Origin of the sequence: Streptomyces sp. H39-S7 (genome assembly GCF_027158205.1) — a bacterium.
Classification (GTDB): domain Bacteria; phylum Actinomycetota; class Actinomycetes; order Streptomycetales; family Streptomycetaceae; genus Actinacidiphila.
Window position 1 is genome coordinate 196225 of record NZ_JAPVLU010000002.1, and the last position, 13050, is coordinate 209274.

The 13050-nt window shown below is 71.9% G+C and carries 14 protein-coding genes; 10 read left to right on the plus strand and 4 right to left on the minus strand.

What is annotated here, in order from left to right:
- Positions 1-27: 27 nt before the first annotated feature.
- The 3 genes from O3X23_RS02690 to pheT all read left to right on the plus strand — a co-directional run bounded on the left by O3X23_RS02690 (position 28) and on the right by pheT (position 4943).
- Positions 28-1158 (plus strand): sensor histidine kinase, encoded by a 1131-nt coding sequence (locus O3X23_RS02690; RefSeq protein WP_269269421.1) that lies wholly within the window; start codon positions 28-30, stop codon positions 1156-1158.
- 123 nt (positions 1159-1281) lie between these two features.
- Positions 1282-2418: a phenylalanine--tRNA ligase subunit alpha gene (gene pheS / locus O3X23_RS02695; protein ID WP_269269422.1), complete on the plus strand. Its 1137-nt coding sequence runs from the start codon at positions 1282-1284 to the stop codon at positions 2416-2418.
- Positions 2418-4943: a phenylalanine--tRNA ligase subunit beta gene (gene pheT / locus O3X23_RS02700; RefSeq protein ID WP_269269423.1), complete on the plus strand. Its 2526-nt coding sequence runs from the start codon at positions 2418-2420 to the stop codon at positions 4941-4943. Before pheS ends, pheT begins: the two co-directional genes overlap by 1 nt.
- A gap of 98 nt (positions 4944-5041) precedes the next feature.
- Here pheT and O3X23_RS02705 read toward each other — a convergent pair whose 3' ends face one another.
- The gene (locus O3X23_RS02705; RefSeq protein WP_269269425.1) at positions 5042-5401 is read right to left on the minus strand and encodes a YybH family protein; all 360 of its coding nucleotides are present in this window, start codon (positions 5399-5401) and stop codon (positions 5042-5044) included.
- A 288-nt stretch (positions 5402-5689) separates the two neighbouring features.
- Between O3X23_RS02705 and O3X23_RS02710 the strand changes: the two genes are divergently transcribed.
- Positions 5690-6904, plus strand: a complete 1215-nt coding sequence (locus O3X23_RS02710) for a PP2C family protein-serine/threonine phosphatase (protein ID WP_269269426.1) — start codon at positions 5690-5692, stop codon at positions 6902-6904.
- Between the two features lie 13 nt (positions 6905-6917).
- Here O3X23_RS02710 and O3X23_RS02715 read toward each other — a convergent pair whose 3' ends face one another.
- Positions 6918-7241 (minus strand): hypothetical protein, encoded by a 324-nt coding sequence (locus O3X23_RS02715; RefSeq protein WP_269269427.1) that lies wholly within the window; start codon positions 7239-7241, stop codon positions 6918-6920.
- Between the two features lie 253 nt (positions 7242-7494).
- Here O3X23_RS02715 and O3X23_RS02720 point away from each other — a divergent pair, with 253 nt between their 5' ends.
- Positions 7495-8832, plus strand: a complete 1338-nt coding sequence (locus tag O3X23_RS02720) for a transcriptional regulator (protein WP_269269428.1) — start codon at positions 7495-7497, stop codon at positions 8830-8832.
- Positions 8833-8932: 100 nt separating this feature from the next.
- A complete protein-coding gene (locus tag O3X23_RS02725; protein WP_443047700.1) occupies positions 8933-9415 on the plus strand; it encodes an NUDIX hydrolase in 483 nt (160 codons plus the stop codon).
- On the opposite strand, the gene O3X23_RS02730 is transcribed toward O3X23_RS02725, so the two are convergent.
- Positions 9397-9609, minus strand: coding sequence for a hypothetical protein (locus tag O3X23_RS02730; protein WP_269269430.1), 213 nt, complete (start codon positions 9607-9609; stop codon positions 9397-9399). The two genes, O3X23_RS02725 and O3X23_RS02730, sit on opposite strands and share 19 nt — an antisense overlap.
- A gap of 91 nt (positions 9610-9700) precedes the next feature.
- Between O3X23_RS02730 and O3X23_RS02735 the strand changes: the two genes are divergently transcribed.
- On the plus strand, positions 9701-10099 hold the full coding sequence (locus O3X23_RS02735) for a hypothetical protein (RefSeq protein ID WP_269269431.1): 399 nt from the start codon (positions 9701-9703) through the stop codon (positions 10097-10099).
- 182 nt (positions 10100-10281) lie between these two features.
- Complete coding sequence (locus O3X23_RS02740) at positions 10282-10500, plus strand: hypothetical protein (protein WP_269269432.1); 219 nt, start codon at positions 10282-10284, stop codon at positions 10498-10500.
- 31 nt (positions 10501-10531) lie between these two features.
- Here O3X23_RS02740 and O3X23_RS02745 read toward each other — a convergent pair whose 3' ends face one another.
- Complete coding sequence (locus O3X23_RS02745) at positions 10532-11152, minus strand: TetR/AcrR family transcriptional regulator (protein WP_269269433.1); 621 nt, start codon at positions 11150-11152, stop codon at positions 10532-10534.
- Between the two features lie 143 nt (positions 11153-11295).
- Here O3X23_RS02745 and O3X23_RS02750 point away from each other — a divergent pair, with 143 nt between their 5' ends.
- Entirely contained in the window at positions 11296-12216 is a 921-nt protein-coding gene (locus O3X23_RS02750) for an ABC transporter permease (RefSeq protein WP_269269434.1), read from the plus strand.
- 10 nt (positions 12217-12226) lie between these two features.
- Complete coding sequence (locus O3X23_RS02755; RefSeq protein ID WP_443047716.1) at positions 12227-13039, plus strand: ABC transporter ATP-binding protein; 813 nt, start codon at positions 12227-12229, stop codon at positions 13037-13039.
- Positions 13040-13050: the final 11 nt, after the last annotated feature.

Here is a 13050-nt window from a genome sequence, read left to right on the forward strand (position 1 = left end):
GGGAGCCCTGAGAAGGGGGGTGCGGGGATGGACGTCGCGGCTACCGGGAGCACCACGCGTGCCACGCTCGCGGACTGGGCGGCGGGCCTGGGCGAGTACGGCCTGACGCCCGACGACCTTCCCGACGGACTCGTCGTCGCGGACGAGGACGGCCGGGTCATCTGCTTCAACGCCGCCGCCGCCCGCATCACCGCGCTGCACCCGGCCGACGTGCTGGGCGCGCCCATCGAGCGGGCGCTGCCGCTGGAGGACCTCGAAGGCCGCCGCTGGTGGTCGCTGACCGACCCGTACCAGGGGCTCGCGATCAGGGTGGGCCAGCCGGAACGGAACCTGCTGCTGCCCGGCGGCCGTGAGGTGCTGGTCTCCGCGCGGTATGTGCGCACCCACCCGACCGGGCCGGTCCGCCGGCTCGTCGTCGCCCTGCGCGGCACCGAGGCGCGGCGCCGCACGGAGCGCAGCCACGCCGAGCTCATCGCCACCGTCGCGCACGAGCTGCGCTCGCCCCTCACCTCGGTCAAGGGGTTCACGGCCACCCTGCTGGCCAAGTGGGAGCGGTTCACCGACGACCAGAAGAAACTGATGCTGGAGACCGTCGACCAGGACGCCAACCGCATCACCCGGCTCATCGCGGAGCTGCTCGACATCTCCCGGATCGACTCCGGCCGCCTGGAGGTGCGCCGGCAGCCGATCGACGTCGCCGCGATGGTGCTGCGGCACGTGGAGTCGCACGTGGCCGCCGGGCAGTCCAGGGAGCGCTTCCGGATCGACGTCACCCAGCCGCTGCCCGCCCTGTGGGCGGATCCCGACAAGATCGACCAGATCCTCGGCAACCTGCTGGAAAATGCGGTGCGGCACGGCGAAGGACAGGTCACCATCGAGCTGGCGCCCTCCTTCCTGAGCGCCCCCGACAAGGACCGCGCGGAAGGTACGGCACTGACGGTGAGCGACGAGGGCCCCGGCATCCCCGAGGAGTCGATGAGCCGCGTCTTCACCCGCTTCTGGCGGGGGAGCAAGCGCGGCGGCACCGGCCTGGGCCTCTACATCGTCAAGGGCATCGTCGAGGCGCACGGCGGGACGATCGCGGTCGGCCGCGCTCCCGGCGGCGGCGCCCAGTTCCGATTTATCCTGCCCGTCGGGGCGCCGGCGTTCATGGCCTGAGCCATGGCCCTTCCGGTCCGACGGGCGTGACCGGCCCATCAGCGCGGCCCCAGTAGACTCGGACCCTTGGCTTGTGTCCGGTCGGGCAGGCCGCTCACAGCACCCAATTCGGAACGGGAAGAGATGTCGGCACCGAACAAGTCGTACGACCCTGTCGAGGTCGAGGCACTGAAACCCGAAGAGATCGAGCGCATGCGGGACGAGGCGCTCGCCGCCATCGCCGCGGCCGCCGGCCTCGAAGAGCTGCGCGAGGTCAAGGTGGCGCACACCGGCGACCGCTCGCCGCTCGCGCTCGCCAACCGTGAGATCGGCGCGCTGCCGCCGCAGGCGAAGGCGGAGGCCGGCAAGCGCGTCGGCCAGGCCCGCGGCGCGGTGAACAAGGCGCTGGCCGGCCGGCAGGCCGAGCTGGAGGCCGAGCGCGACGCCCGGGTGCTCGTCGAGGAGGCGGTGGACGTCACGCTGCCCTACGACCGCGTCCCGGCCGGTGCGCGGCACCCGCTCACCACGCTCTCGGACCGGATCGAGGACGTCTTCGTGGCCATGGGCTACGAGGTCGCCGAGGGCCCCGAGATCGAGGCCGAGTGGTTCAACTTCGACGCCCTGAACTTCCCGCCGGACCATCCGGCCCGTGAGATGCAGGACACCTTCTTCGTCAAGCCGCTGAGCGGCGGCTCCGAGACGGACGCCGCCGAGTCCGGCGTGGTGCTGCGTACCCACACGTCCCCGGTGCAGATCCGGTCGATGATCGACCGCGAGCCGCCGGTCTACGTGATCTGCCCCGGCCGGGTCTACCGGACCGACGAGCTGGACGCCACGCACACCCCGGTCTTCGCCCAGGTCGAGCTGCTCGCCATCGACGAGGGCCTGACCATGGCCGACCTCAAGGGCACGCTGGACCACATGGTCAGGGCGCTGTTCGGCGGCGACCTCACCACCCGGCTGCGGCCCGCGTACTTCCCGTTCACCGAGCCGTCCGCCGAGATGGACATGCAGTGCTTCGCGTGCCGCGGCGAGTCGGCCGTGAACCCGGACCGCCCCTGCCGGACCTGCTCCTCCGAGGGCTGGATCGAGCTGGGCGGCTGCGGCATGGTCAACCCGCGGGTGCTCACCGCGTGCGGTGTCGACCCCGGCAGGTACAGCGGTTTCGCCTTCGGTTTCGGCATCGAGCGGATGCTGATGTTCCGTCACAGCATCGAGGACATGCGAGACATCATCGAGGGTGACGTGCGTTTCACCCTTCCGTTCGGGATGGAGATCTGATGCGGATCCCGCTTTCTTGGCTGCGGGAGTACGTCGACCTGCCCGCCGGCGAAACCGGCCGTGACGTCCAGGCCAAGCTCATTTCCTCCGGCCTCGAGGTCGAGACCGTCGAGCAGCTCGGCGCCGGCCTGACCGGCCCGCTGGTGGTCGGCAAGGTCCTCACCATCGAGGAGCTGGAGGGCTTCAAGAAGCCGATCCGCTTCTGCACGGTCGACGTCGGCACCGCCAACGGCACCGGTGAGCCGCAGGAGATCGTCTGCGGCGCCCGGAACTTCGCCGTCGGCGACAAGGTCGTCGTGGTGCTGCCCGGGGCGACGCTGCCCGGCGACTTCAAGATCGCCGCGCGCAAGACCTACGGCCACACCTCGCACGGCATGATCTGCTCGGCCGCCGAGCTGGGCATGGGCGACGACCACGACGGCATCATCGTGCTGCCGCCGGAGCACGAGGCCGGCACCGACGCCATCGCGCTGCTGGAGCTCGTCGACGAGGTGCTCGACATCGCCGTCACCCCGGACCGGGGCTACTGCCTGTCGATGCGCGGTGTCGCTCGCGAGACCGCCATCGCCTACGGGATCTCGCTGAGCGACCCCGCGCTGCTCGACGTGCCGTCGCCGAACGCCTACGGCTACCCGGTCAAGGTGGGCGACCCCGTCGGCTGCGACCGCTTCACCGCCCGCACCGTGGTCGGCCTCGACCCCGAGGCCCGCTCGCCGATCTGGCTGCAGCGCAGGCTGCAGAAGGCCGGCATGCGGCCGATCGGCCTGGCCGTGGACGTCACCAACTACGTGATGCTGGAGCTCGGTCAGCCGCTGCACGCCTATGACCGGGCCCGGGTCGACGGCCCGATCGGCGTCCGCCGCGCGCAGCCCGGCGAGAAGCTCACCACGCTCGACGGCGCCAAGCGGGTGCTCGACGCCGAGGACCTGGTGATCACCGACAACAGCGGTGTGATCGGTCTGGCCGGCGTCATGGGCGGCGCCAACACCGAGATCGCGGACGCCGTGCGCGACGAGACGACGGGCGAGGTGCGCGGCACCACCGACGTCGTCATCGAGGCCGCGCACTTCGCGCCGGTCGCGATCGCCCGCACCGCCCGCCGGCACAAGCTGTCCTCCGAGGCGTCCAAGCGCTTCGAGCGCGGCACCGACCCGCAGGCCACGTCCGCCGCCGCACAGCGCACGGCCGACCTGCTGGTGCTGCTCGCGGGCGGCACCGCGGAGCCGGGCGTCACGGAGGTCATCTCCCCGTCGGCCCCGCGCTCGATCTCCATCCCGGCCGACCACCCGGACCGCGTCGCGGGCACCGAGTACGGCCGCGAGACCGTGGTGCGCCGGCTGCAGGAGGTCGGCTGCGACGTCTACGGCTCCGACGAGCTCGTCGTCACCGTGCCGAGCTGGCGTCCGGACCTCACCGACCCGAACGACCTCGCGGAAGAGGTCATCCGGCTGGAGGGGTACGAGAACCTGCCGTCGACGCTGCCCAAGCTGCCGTCGGGCCGCGGTCTGACCGGATCGCAGCAGCTGCGCCGCCGGGTCGGCCGCGCGCTGGCCGGCGCCGGCTACGTCGAGGTGCAGAACACGCCGTTCCTCGGCGAAGCCGCCTTCGACCAGCTCGGCCTGGACGCGGACGACGCGCGCCGCCGCACCGTCAAGCTCGTCAACCCGCTCTCCGACGAGGAACCGGCGATGCGCACGACGCTGCTGCCGGGGCTGCTGGGCACGCTGCGCCGCAACATCGGACGGGGCGCGCACGATCTGGCCCTGTTCGAGACCGGCCTGGTCTTCCGCCCCACCGGCGACGAGTCGGCGCCGCCGCGGCTGCCGGTCGACCGCCGGCCCACCGACGAGGAGATCGCGGCCCTGAACGCCGCGCTGCCCGAGCAGCCGCGCCGGGTGGCCGTCGCCCTGTCCGGCGCGCGCGAGCAGGCCGGCGTCTGGGGCAAGGGGTACGCGGCGAGCTGGGCGGACTCCGTCGAGGCGGCACGCACCGTCGCCCGCGAGGCCGGGGTCGAGCTGATCGTCCGCCAGGACCAGCACGCCCCGTTCCACCCGGGCCGCTGCGCGGCGCTGCTCGCCGTCGTGGAGGGCGAGGAGATCCTGGTCGGCCACGCCGGTGAACTGCACCCGCGGGTCCTCAAGGCGCTGCACCTGCCGGACCGGACCTCCGCCATGGAGCTCGACCTGGACCGGGTGGAGCGGGCCTCCTCCGGTCCGGTGCCGGCGCCCCGGGTGTCCACCTTCCCGGTGGCCACGCAGGACGTCGCCCTGATCACCGACGCGTCCGTACCGGCCGCCGAGGTGGAGGCCGCACTGCGCTCCGGCGCCGGTGACCTGCTGGAATCGCTGCGGCTGTTCGACATCTACACCGGTGAGCAGGTGGGCGAGGGCAGGAAGTCCCTCGCCTACGCCCTCCGCTTCCGGGCCGCCGACCGCACGCTGACGGCCGAGGAGACGACCGCCGCCCGCGACGCCGCCGTCGCCGCGGCCACCGCGGCCACCGGCGCGGTCCTGCGCGGCGCGTGAGCGCCAGGGCCTGACCGAACGCCGATGGGGCGCACCCGAATCTCCGGGTGCGCCCCATTTCGTCGGTCCTGGCCCGGTCAAGGGCCGCGAACCCGGGCCTACTCACGGGATTCCGGCCGGTCCAGGATGCGCAGCCAGCTGCCGTCCGGCTGACGGCGTGCCACCTGGGCGCGGCCGCCGGTGCCGTCGGCGGAGCGGGTCGCGGTCAGCGCCAGATCGCCGTTGACCAGTGTGGGCAACGGGTCTTCCAGCGTGAAGCGCGGTGCCTGCCGCAGCAGCTGCTCGATGACGCCGCGGATCGCCTCCCGGCCGACGGTCTCGCTGCCGGGCGGGAATCCCAGCACGGCGCCGGGCTCGTAGAGCGCGGCGACCCCTTCGGCGTCGCCCGCGTTCGCCCGCTCCACGAAGAGCCGGGCCAGGTCCTCGGGGTGTGCGGCGGCTTCTCGGGTGGTGGTCATGGTGTTCGCCCTCCTCGTGACGTTCGCCGGATGATGCGTTCCTCCTTCTCAGGGTGCGGCGCTCGGAGGCAGAAGTCGAAGACATAGATCGTATGAGGGACAGAAGTATGCGTTATGCGTCAGCGCCTGTCTGTGGCACGGGGTTTCTTCGCTCGATCGAGTGATTCTGTAGGGCGGGCCGTCGCGCGTGAGGTATGGATCGACAGAATCGGTCACGACGCGGGGCCCGTTCCTGTGGAGGCGTACCGTCGCCCACCGCGCCAACGGCTGCGAGGGGGAGCCGGCGGGATGATCCGTATCAGAGCAGTTTCCGGGGTGCCCGGCCTCCCGGCCGTCCTGCTGTTCGTGCTGCCCGGCGTCTGGTGCGGGCTGGTGCTGGCGGCCGCGTCGGTGGCGCCCGGGGTGCGGCTGCTGCCGGCGCTGGCGGTGGCACCCGCCATCGCGTGCGTGGGCAGCGGCCGGCGGCAGTGCGTGCTGGCCAGCGGTGCCACGGCGCTCGTCGCGCTGATGTCCGAAGCCGTGGGACAGAGTGCCCGCGAGGCGGAGGAGAGCCTGGGGACCGCGGTGGCGGTCCTCGCCGTGGTGGGCCTCTGCTTCTGGATGGCCGGCCGCCGGGCGGGGATGACCGCGGAGCTGGAACGCACCCGGGAGATCGCCGTCGCCACCCAGCGGGTGCTGCTGCGGCCACTGCCGGCGCGGGTGAACGGCTACGCCGTGGCGGGCGAATACCTCTCGGCCAGCGAGGGCGCCCGGGTCGGCGGCGATCTGTACGAGGTGCTGGCCACGCCGTACGGGCTGCGCGCGGTGCTCGGCGACGTCCGGGGCCACGGCCTGACCGCGATCGACTCCGTCGCCGCGCTGCTCGGCGGTTTCCGCGAGGCCGCGCACGACGAACCGGAACTGACCGGGGTGCTGGCCCGGCTGGACCGCTCGCTCCACCGCCACCTGCGGCAGCGCTCGTGCGCCGAGCACCCGGCGGTGGCGGACGCCGAGTCGCAGAACCCGGTCGCCGAGGAGTTCGTCACCCTGCTGCTGGTGCAGCTGGGCGACGACGGGACGCTGGAGAGCGTCAACTGCGGTCATCCGCAGCCCTATGTGGTCGGGCCCGACGCGGACGGCGAGCGGCCGCGGCCGCTCGCGCTGGGGGAGCCGCTGCCCCCGCTGGGCCTGCTGGACGACGCCGACCGGGCAACGCCGGCCCACCACGGCGTGCTGCTGCCCGGCCAGGCACTGGTGCTCCACACCGACGGACTGCAGGACGCCCGCAGCACGTCCGGGACGTTCTTCCCACTCCCCGAAGCCATGGCGGCCGCGGCCGCCATCGCGCGGATCGGCGGCGCAGTGGCCGCAGCACCCCTCGCCCGCGCGCTGAGCGCCGCTGCCCTGCGGCACACCGGCGGACGGCCGACGGACGACATAGCCCTGCTCGTCCTGCACCGACAGGCGGCACCCCTCCCGCTGCGGCACCGTCGCGCCGCACTGTCGGGAACGCCGCGCCACTGACGTGGGGAGCGTCCTACCAGGAGAGGCCCGACAGGCGGAGGTTCCGGCGCACGGCCGGCAACGCCGCGGTCATCGCCGCCGGCGCGGCGCCCGCGTCCAGGTCCAGCGCGGTGAACGGGGCGGACTCCGTCAGGTGCAGGGCGCGTGACATCGCGGGGCGGGATGCCTCGGTGCGGGACGCCGCGGGCACGAAGAAGCAGTGGTCGGGGTCCGGTGCGGCCGGCAGGCAGGCGTCACAGCACCAGACGGGGAAGTCGCCGCCCTCACGCGGGCGCAGCGTGCCGACCCGCGTCGTCCCGGCGCCGCTCGCCGCGCAGCGGAAGCATGTACCGGTCACGGTCGGGCCTCCCGGAGATCGTTGCGGACCGCACCACCCGCCCTGCCGCGGTGTGCCTGGCAACGCAGGGCGAGTGGTGCGGGGTTGGCCGCCGCCAATGCACGAGGGGGAGTCGGCGGCCTGGACCACAGTCAATCCCCCCGCCCACGCCGGGGGGAGCGTGTGCGACCGGCATATGCGGGTGCTCCGCTCACACCCCGTGTGAACGGGGTGGGACTACGCTGCGCGCAGTGGGCGAAACCAGGGGGCCCGGATGGAACCCAACACGCTGTTCGACGCCGTTCTCGACGAGGCGGGTGCCTCGCACGCGGGACTGGCCGCCCGGATCAACGCGCTGGGCCGGGCCCGAGGGGTGCCGCTCCGCTACGACCGCACGGCGGTGACCCGCTGGATCAAGGGCCAGCGGCCCCGCGGCGAGGTGCCCGACCTGATCCGGGAGGTGCTCGGCGGCCTGGTGCAACGTCCGCTGTCCCTCGCCGACATCGGGATGGACCGGGGGGCGGTGGCCCCGACGGCGGGTTCCCCGCTGACCGGATTCGTGGAACGTGCCACGGCGTTATGGCGTGCCGACGAACAGCAGCGCCCCCATGTGCGCACCGCGCCCGTGCTGACCGGACCCAAGGCGGTCATGCCGCTGTGGGAGTGGGAGAACCCGCCGGAGGACATGGACGTCTCCCGGACCGGGGTGCAGCGGGTGACCGGCGCCGACGTGGCCATGCTGCACGCCGCCCGCGCGCACTACGAGGAGCTGTACCGGGGCGCGGGCGGCGTGGCCACCCGCGACCGCGTCGTCGGCTTCCTCAACGTCCAGGCCGCGCCGCTGCTGCGCGGACGCTACTCCGACCCGTTGGGCCGGCAACTGCACCGCGCGGTCGGGGCGCTCGTCGGGATCGCCGGGATCTGCGCCTACGACACGGACGCGCACGGGCTCGCGCAGCGCTACTTCCACCAGTCGCTGCGGCTGGCCAAGGCGTCGGGGGACCGGGGCCTCGGCGCCTGCGTGGTCGGCATGCTGGTCTACCAGTCGCTCCATCTGCGCGACTACCGGCAGGCGGTGGCGTTCGCCGAGGCGGCGCTGCGCACGGCGGGTCACAACGTCACCCCGGCGCTGGCCGCCGACCTGTACGCGATGCAGGCCAAGGCGTACGGGCGGCTCGGCGACCGGCCCAGCGCCCACCGCTGCGCCCGGCTCGCCGAGACCGCGGAGCAGCGCATCCGGGCCGAGGAGGAACCCGCGGAGACCGCCTATGTCCAACCGGGTCTGGTGGACGTTCAGTTGGCCGAGACGTACATGAGCCTCGGTGAGCTGCGGCCCGCCCTCGAACACGCGGTCCAGGCGGTGACCGCGCCCTCGCACGCGCGCGGACGGGTGCACCGGCTGGCCGTGCTGACCCATGTGGAGCTGCGCCGGGGCGAGGCCGATCACGCCGCGACCCTCGCGGTCCGGATGGTGGAGCAGGGGCGGGGTATGGAGTCGCAGCGGCTGCGCGACCGGTTCGCGGCGGTCCGCAGTCATCTGGCCACCTACGACAACGTGCTGGCGGTCCAGGCCGCGGGGCTCATCGACGAGCTGCTCCGCGTTCCGCTGTGACGTTGCTGCGAGCTGCGATGTTGTCACCATCCGAAAGGAAGGTGGCGGAATCGTGCAATGGAAGAACCTTAGTGAGCGAACCGTGTACACAAATCGCTGGATGCGCGTCAATCTCGCTGATGTCGAACTGCCCGACGGGCGGCACCTCGACCACTACCTGATCAGGCTGCGGCCCGTCGCGCTGGCGACCGCGGTCAACGAGGCGAACGAGGTGCTGCTGCTGTGGCGGCACCGCTTCATCACCGACAGCTGGGGGTGGGAGTTGGCGGCCGGGGTCGTCGAGGACGGCGAGGACATCGAGACGGCGGCGGCCCGGGAGATGCTGGAGGAGACCGGTTGGCGCCCGGGGCGGCTGCGGCACCTGCTGACGGTCGAGCCCTCCAACGGCCTAACCGACGCACGTCACTTCGTCTACTGGTCGGAGGAGGCGGAGTACGTCGGCCATCCGGAGGACGACTTCGAGTCGGACCGCCGGGAGTGGGTGCCGCTCAAGACCGTGCCGGACATGGTCGCGCGCGGTGAGGTCCCCGCGTCGAACATGGCCGCCGCGCTCCTGATGCTGCATCACCTGCGCCTTGGCTGATGCTCGCGGCCGAGCAGACTGTTCAGGACGTGGAGCGCGGCAGCCCGCCGTGCGGGCCTGCGGGACCACACGGCGGGTGCGGCGGCGCCGATCAGCAGCAGGAGCGAGAGGACGGCGACCGCGACCGCGGGCAGCAGCGCCCGGCGTCCGCCGACCAGGATGGTGAGGGTGCTGAGAGGGAGGCTGAGGATCACGGGTGAGAGTGCTCTATGGGGATGGTCCGGTCTCATGTAAAAATAGTGAAGCACGTGAGAGACGTTTCGTCTACGAATTGGGACGGTGGGCATGGTGGGCAGTGAGCGCCGCGATCAGCTGTCCCGGTTGGTCCTGGAGGCGCAGACGGCGGGGGACTCGTACCAGGACCTCGCCGACCGGGCCATCGACCCGGTGACCGGAGCCACCGTCTCCAAGCCGTACCTGCACAAGCTCGCCCGCGGCCAGGTCGCCACGGCGCCCGGCCCCGTCCAGCTGCGGGCGATCGCCGCCGCCCTGCGCCGGCCGGCCGCGCTCGTGCAGCGGGCCGCCGCCGAGCAGTTCCTCGGCTGGGTCTCGGACGAGGTGCAGGGGTACGACGACGACATGCGCGTCATCGTCACGTACGCCGAGGCGATGCCGCCGGCCGAGCGCAGGCAGCTGCGCGCGACGGTCGAGGCGTGGGAGCGGGCACGGGCCGAGGAGCGGTAGCGCGGTGCCGGACGACCCCGGTGCGGGCTACGGCGATGTCCGGCCAAAGGGCCGATCGGCCGTGCGGTAGTTGGCCGGTAGGGCTGTTGCCGGGGTGCGGACCCGGCGGTACGTTGCCCGGTGACGCGCATCCGGTGCCTGGATTCCGCCGGCCGCGCGCGTGCCACCGATGGGGAAACACCGTGATCCGGATCGTCTATCTCCTGGCCCCTCTCGAGCCCGATGTCGGCGCGGTCGTCCGCGAACGCCGCGGCCGGGTCGAGGTCTATCTCTCGGACCGCCACCACACCCGTGACGGAGTCGCGGCCCTCAACAGCGCCTGCGAGGAGCTGCTCGCGGCAGGGCACTGGTTCCAGCTCTGGAAGGGCGAGATCGTCTCCATCCGGTCGCCCGAGCACTGACCGGGCGGCCGGTCCCGTGAACGGCCGCGGGTCAGCGCGCCGGTCCGGCCGCCTTCAGGGCAGTCACGGTGGCCGCCGCGAGGTTGTCGAGGTAACCGGTGGGGAGCGCGGAGCGGATCACGGCGAGCCGCCAGTAGAGCGGGCCCGCGATCAGGTCCAGGGACAGGTCCGCGTCGGTCCCCGCCGCCAGCTCGCCGCGCTCGACCGCCTTGCGCACGACGGCCGCCGAGATCCCGCGCTGGGTGTCGCGCAGCGCCGTCTGCAGCGCGGCGGCGATCTCCGGGTTGCGGGCCGCCTCGGCGAGCAGGTCAGGGATGATCTGCGACGCGACCGGATGCCGCAGGGCGCGCGCGGTGACCTCGAGCAGTAACCGGACGTCACCGAGGAGCGAGCCGGTGTCCGGCGCGGGCATGCCCTGGACCGCCACGGCGGACACCGTGTCGAGGACCAGCGGCAGCTTCGAGCGCCAGCGCCGATAGACCGCCGCCTTGCCGACGCCGGCCCGGCGGGCGATCCCCTCGATGGACATCCGGCCGTAGCCGACCGCCGCCAGCTCATCGAAGACGGCGCTGCGGATGGCGTCCGTCACGTCCTCCCGGAGCACGGCGGCTCCCGCGGGGGCGCGACGAGGGGTTCGGGGCTCCGTAGGCATGCCACCGAGCCTAGCGCGACGAGGCGACGGAACGGTTGCGTTCCATCCAAGAAATGCTCTACGGTCGAGTCACGCGACGAGACGGATCCGTTCCGTCGTGGCGTATTCACTCCCCGTTTTCGCCTCGAACGAAAGCGCGTCACATGACCTTGCACACGGACGCCCCCGCGGCGGCGCAGGACCTGGACAGGCCCGACGGCGGGCTGTCGGCCGCTGATCTGGCGGCGAAGTACGGGCTGTCGGTCAGTGGTGCCCGGCCGGGCCTTGCGGAGTACACCCGGCAGTTGTGGGGCCGGCGGCACTTCATCAATGAGTTCGCGAAGGCGCGGACGCACGCGCAGTACACCGATGCGCGGCTGGGTCAGCTGTGGCAGGTGATGACGCCGTTGCTGAACGCGGCGGTGTACTACCTGATCTTCGGGTTGTTGCTGGGGACCGATCGTGGCGTGGACAACTTCATCGCGTTCCTGGTGACGGGCATCTTCATCTTCACGTTCACCCAGTCGTCGATCATGAGTGGGGTGAAGGCGGTCTCGGGGAATCTGGGGCTGATCCGGGCGTTGCACTTCCCGCGGGCGTCGATGCCGATCGCGTTCACGTTGATGCAGTTGCAGCAGTTGCTGATGTCGATGCTGGTGCTGTTCTCGATCGTGTTGATGACCGGTGAGGTGCCGACCTGGTCGTGGCTGCTGGCGATTCCGGCGTTGTTCATCCAGTCGGTGTTCAATGCCGGTCTGGCGCTGGTGGTGGCGCGGTTGGGCAGCAAGATGACGGACCTGGCGCAGTTGATGCCGTTCATTCTGCGGACGTGGATGTACACGTCGGGTGTGATGTACAGCATCGCCAATTTCACGAAGGACGCACCGTATTTCGTGCGGCTCCTGCTGGATGTCAATCCCATCGCGGTGTACATCGATCTGATGCGTTTCGCGTTGATCGACAGTGTGACGGCGGAGCAGATGCCGCCGCACGTGTGGGCGGTCGGAGTGGGCTGGGCGGTCCTGGCGGGCGTCGGCGGGTACGTGTATTTCTGGAAGGCTGAGGAGAAGTACGGCCGTGGCTGAGACAGCGGAGATCGACAAGAGCGCCACCGGTACCGATCACCCAGCCGCCGTCGCGGCCCCGGCCGAGAGCCGGATCCCGACGGTCATCGCGGATGACGTCCACATCGTCTACCGGGTGCACGGCGCGGGGAACAGCAAGGGCAGCGCGACGGCCGCCCTCGGGCGCATCATCTCGCGCAAGTCCTCGCCCAATGTCCGGCTGGTGCACGCGGTGCGCGGGGTGAGCTTCACCGCGTACCGGGGCGAGGCCATCGGCCTGATCGGGTCGAACGGGTCGGGCAAGTCGACGATGCTGCGGGCGATCGCGGGTCTGCTGCCGCCGGAGAGCGGCCGGGTCTACACCGACGGCCAGCCGTCACTGCTGGGCGTGAACGCGGCGCTGATGAACGACCTGACCGGTGAGCGGAACGTCATTCTGGGCGGTCTGGCGATGGGTATGACGCAGGAGGAGATCCGCGAGCGCTACCAGGGCATCGTGGAGTTCTCGGGCATCAACGAGAAGGGCGACTTCATCTCGCTGCCGATGCGCACGTATTCCTCGGGCATGGCGGCGCGGCTGCGGTTCTCCATCGCGGCGGCCAAGAACCATGACGTGCTGATGATCGACGAGGCGCTCGCCACCGGCGACCGCTCCTTCCAGCGGCGCTCCGAGGCCCGGATCCGCGAGCTGCGCAAGGAGGCGGGCACGGTCTTCCTGGTCAGCCACAACAACAAGTCGATCCGTGACACCTGCGACCGGGTGCTGTGGCTGGAGAAGGGCGAGCTCCTGATGGACGGCCCCACCGAGGAAGTCGTCAGCGCCTACGAGAAATCCAACGCGTAAACGTATGAACG

Coding starts and splice junctions, on each gene's coding strand:
- O3X23_RS02690 (WP_269269421.1), top strand. CDS start 28: ATGGACGTCGCGGCTACCGGGAGCACCACGCGTGCCACGCTCGCGGAC.
- pheS (WP_269269422.1), top strand. CDS start 1,282: ATGTCGGCACCGAACAAGTCGTACGACCCTGTCGAGGTCGAGGCACTG.
- pheT (WP_269269423.1), top strand. CDS start 2,418: ATGCGGATCCCGCTTTCTTGGCTGCGGGAGTACGTCGACCTGCCCGCC.
- O3X23_RS02705 (WP_269269425.1), bottom strand. CDS start 5,401: ATGACCACCACCCGAGAAGCCGCCGCACACCCCGAGGACCTGGCCCGG.
- O3X23_RS02710 (WP_269269426.1), top strand. CDS start 5,690: ATGATCCGTATCAGAGCAGTTTCCGGGGTGCCCGGCCTCCCGGCCGTC.
- O3X23_RS02720 (WP_269269428.1), top strand. CDS start 7,495: ATGGAACCCAACACGCTGTTCGACGCCGTTCTCGACGAGGCGGGTGCC.
- O3X23_RS02725 (WP_443047700.1), top strand. CDS start 8,933: ATGCGCGTCAATCTCGCTGATGTCGAACTGCCCGACGGGCGGCACCTC.
- O3X23_RS02735 (WP_269269431.1), top strand. CDS start 9,701: ATGGTGGGCAGTGAGCGCCGCGATCAGCTGTCCCGGTTGGTCCTGGAG.
- O3X23_RS02745 (WP_269269433.1), bottom strand. CDS start 11,152: ATGCCTACGGAGCCCCGAACCCCTCGTCGCGCCCCCGCGGGAGCCGCC.
- O3X23_RS02750 (WP_269269434.1), top strand. CDS start 11,296: ATGACCTTGCACACGGACGCCCCCGCGGCGGCGCAGGACCTGGACAGG.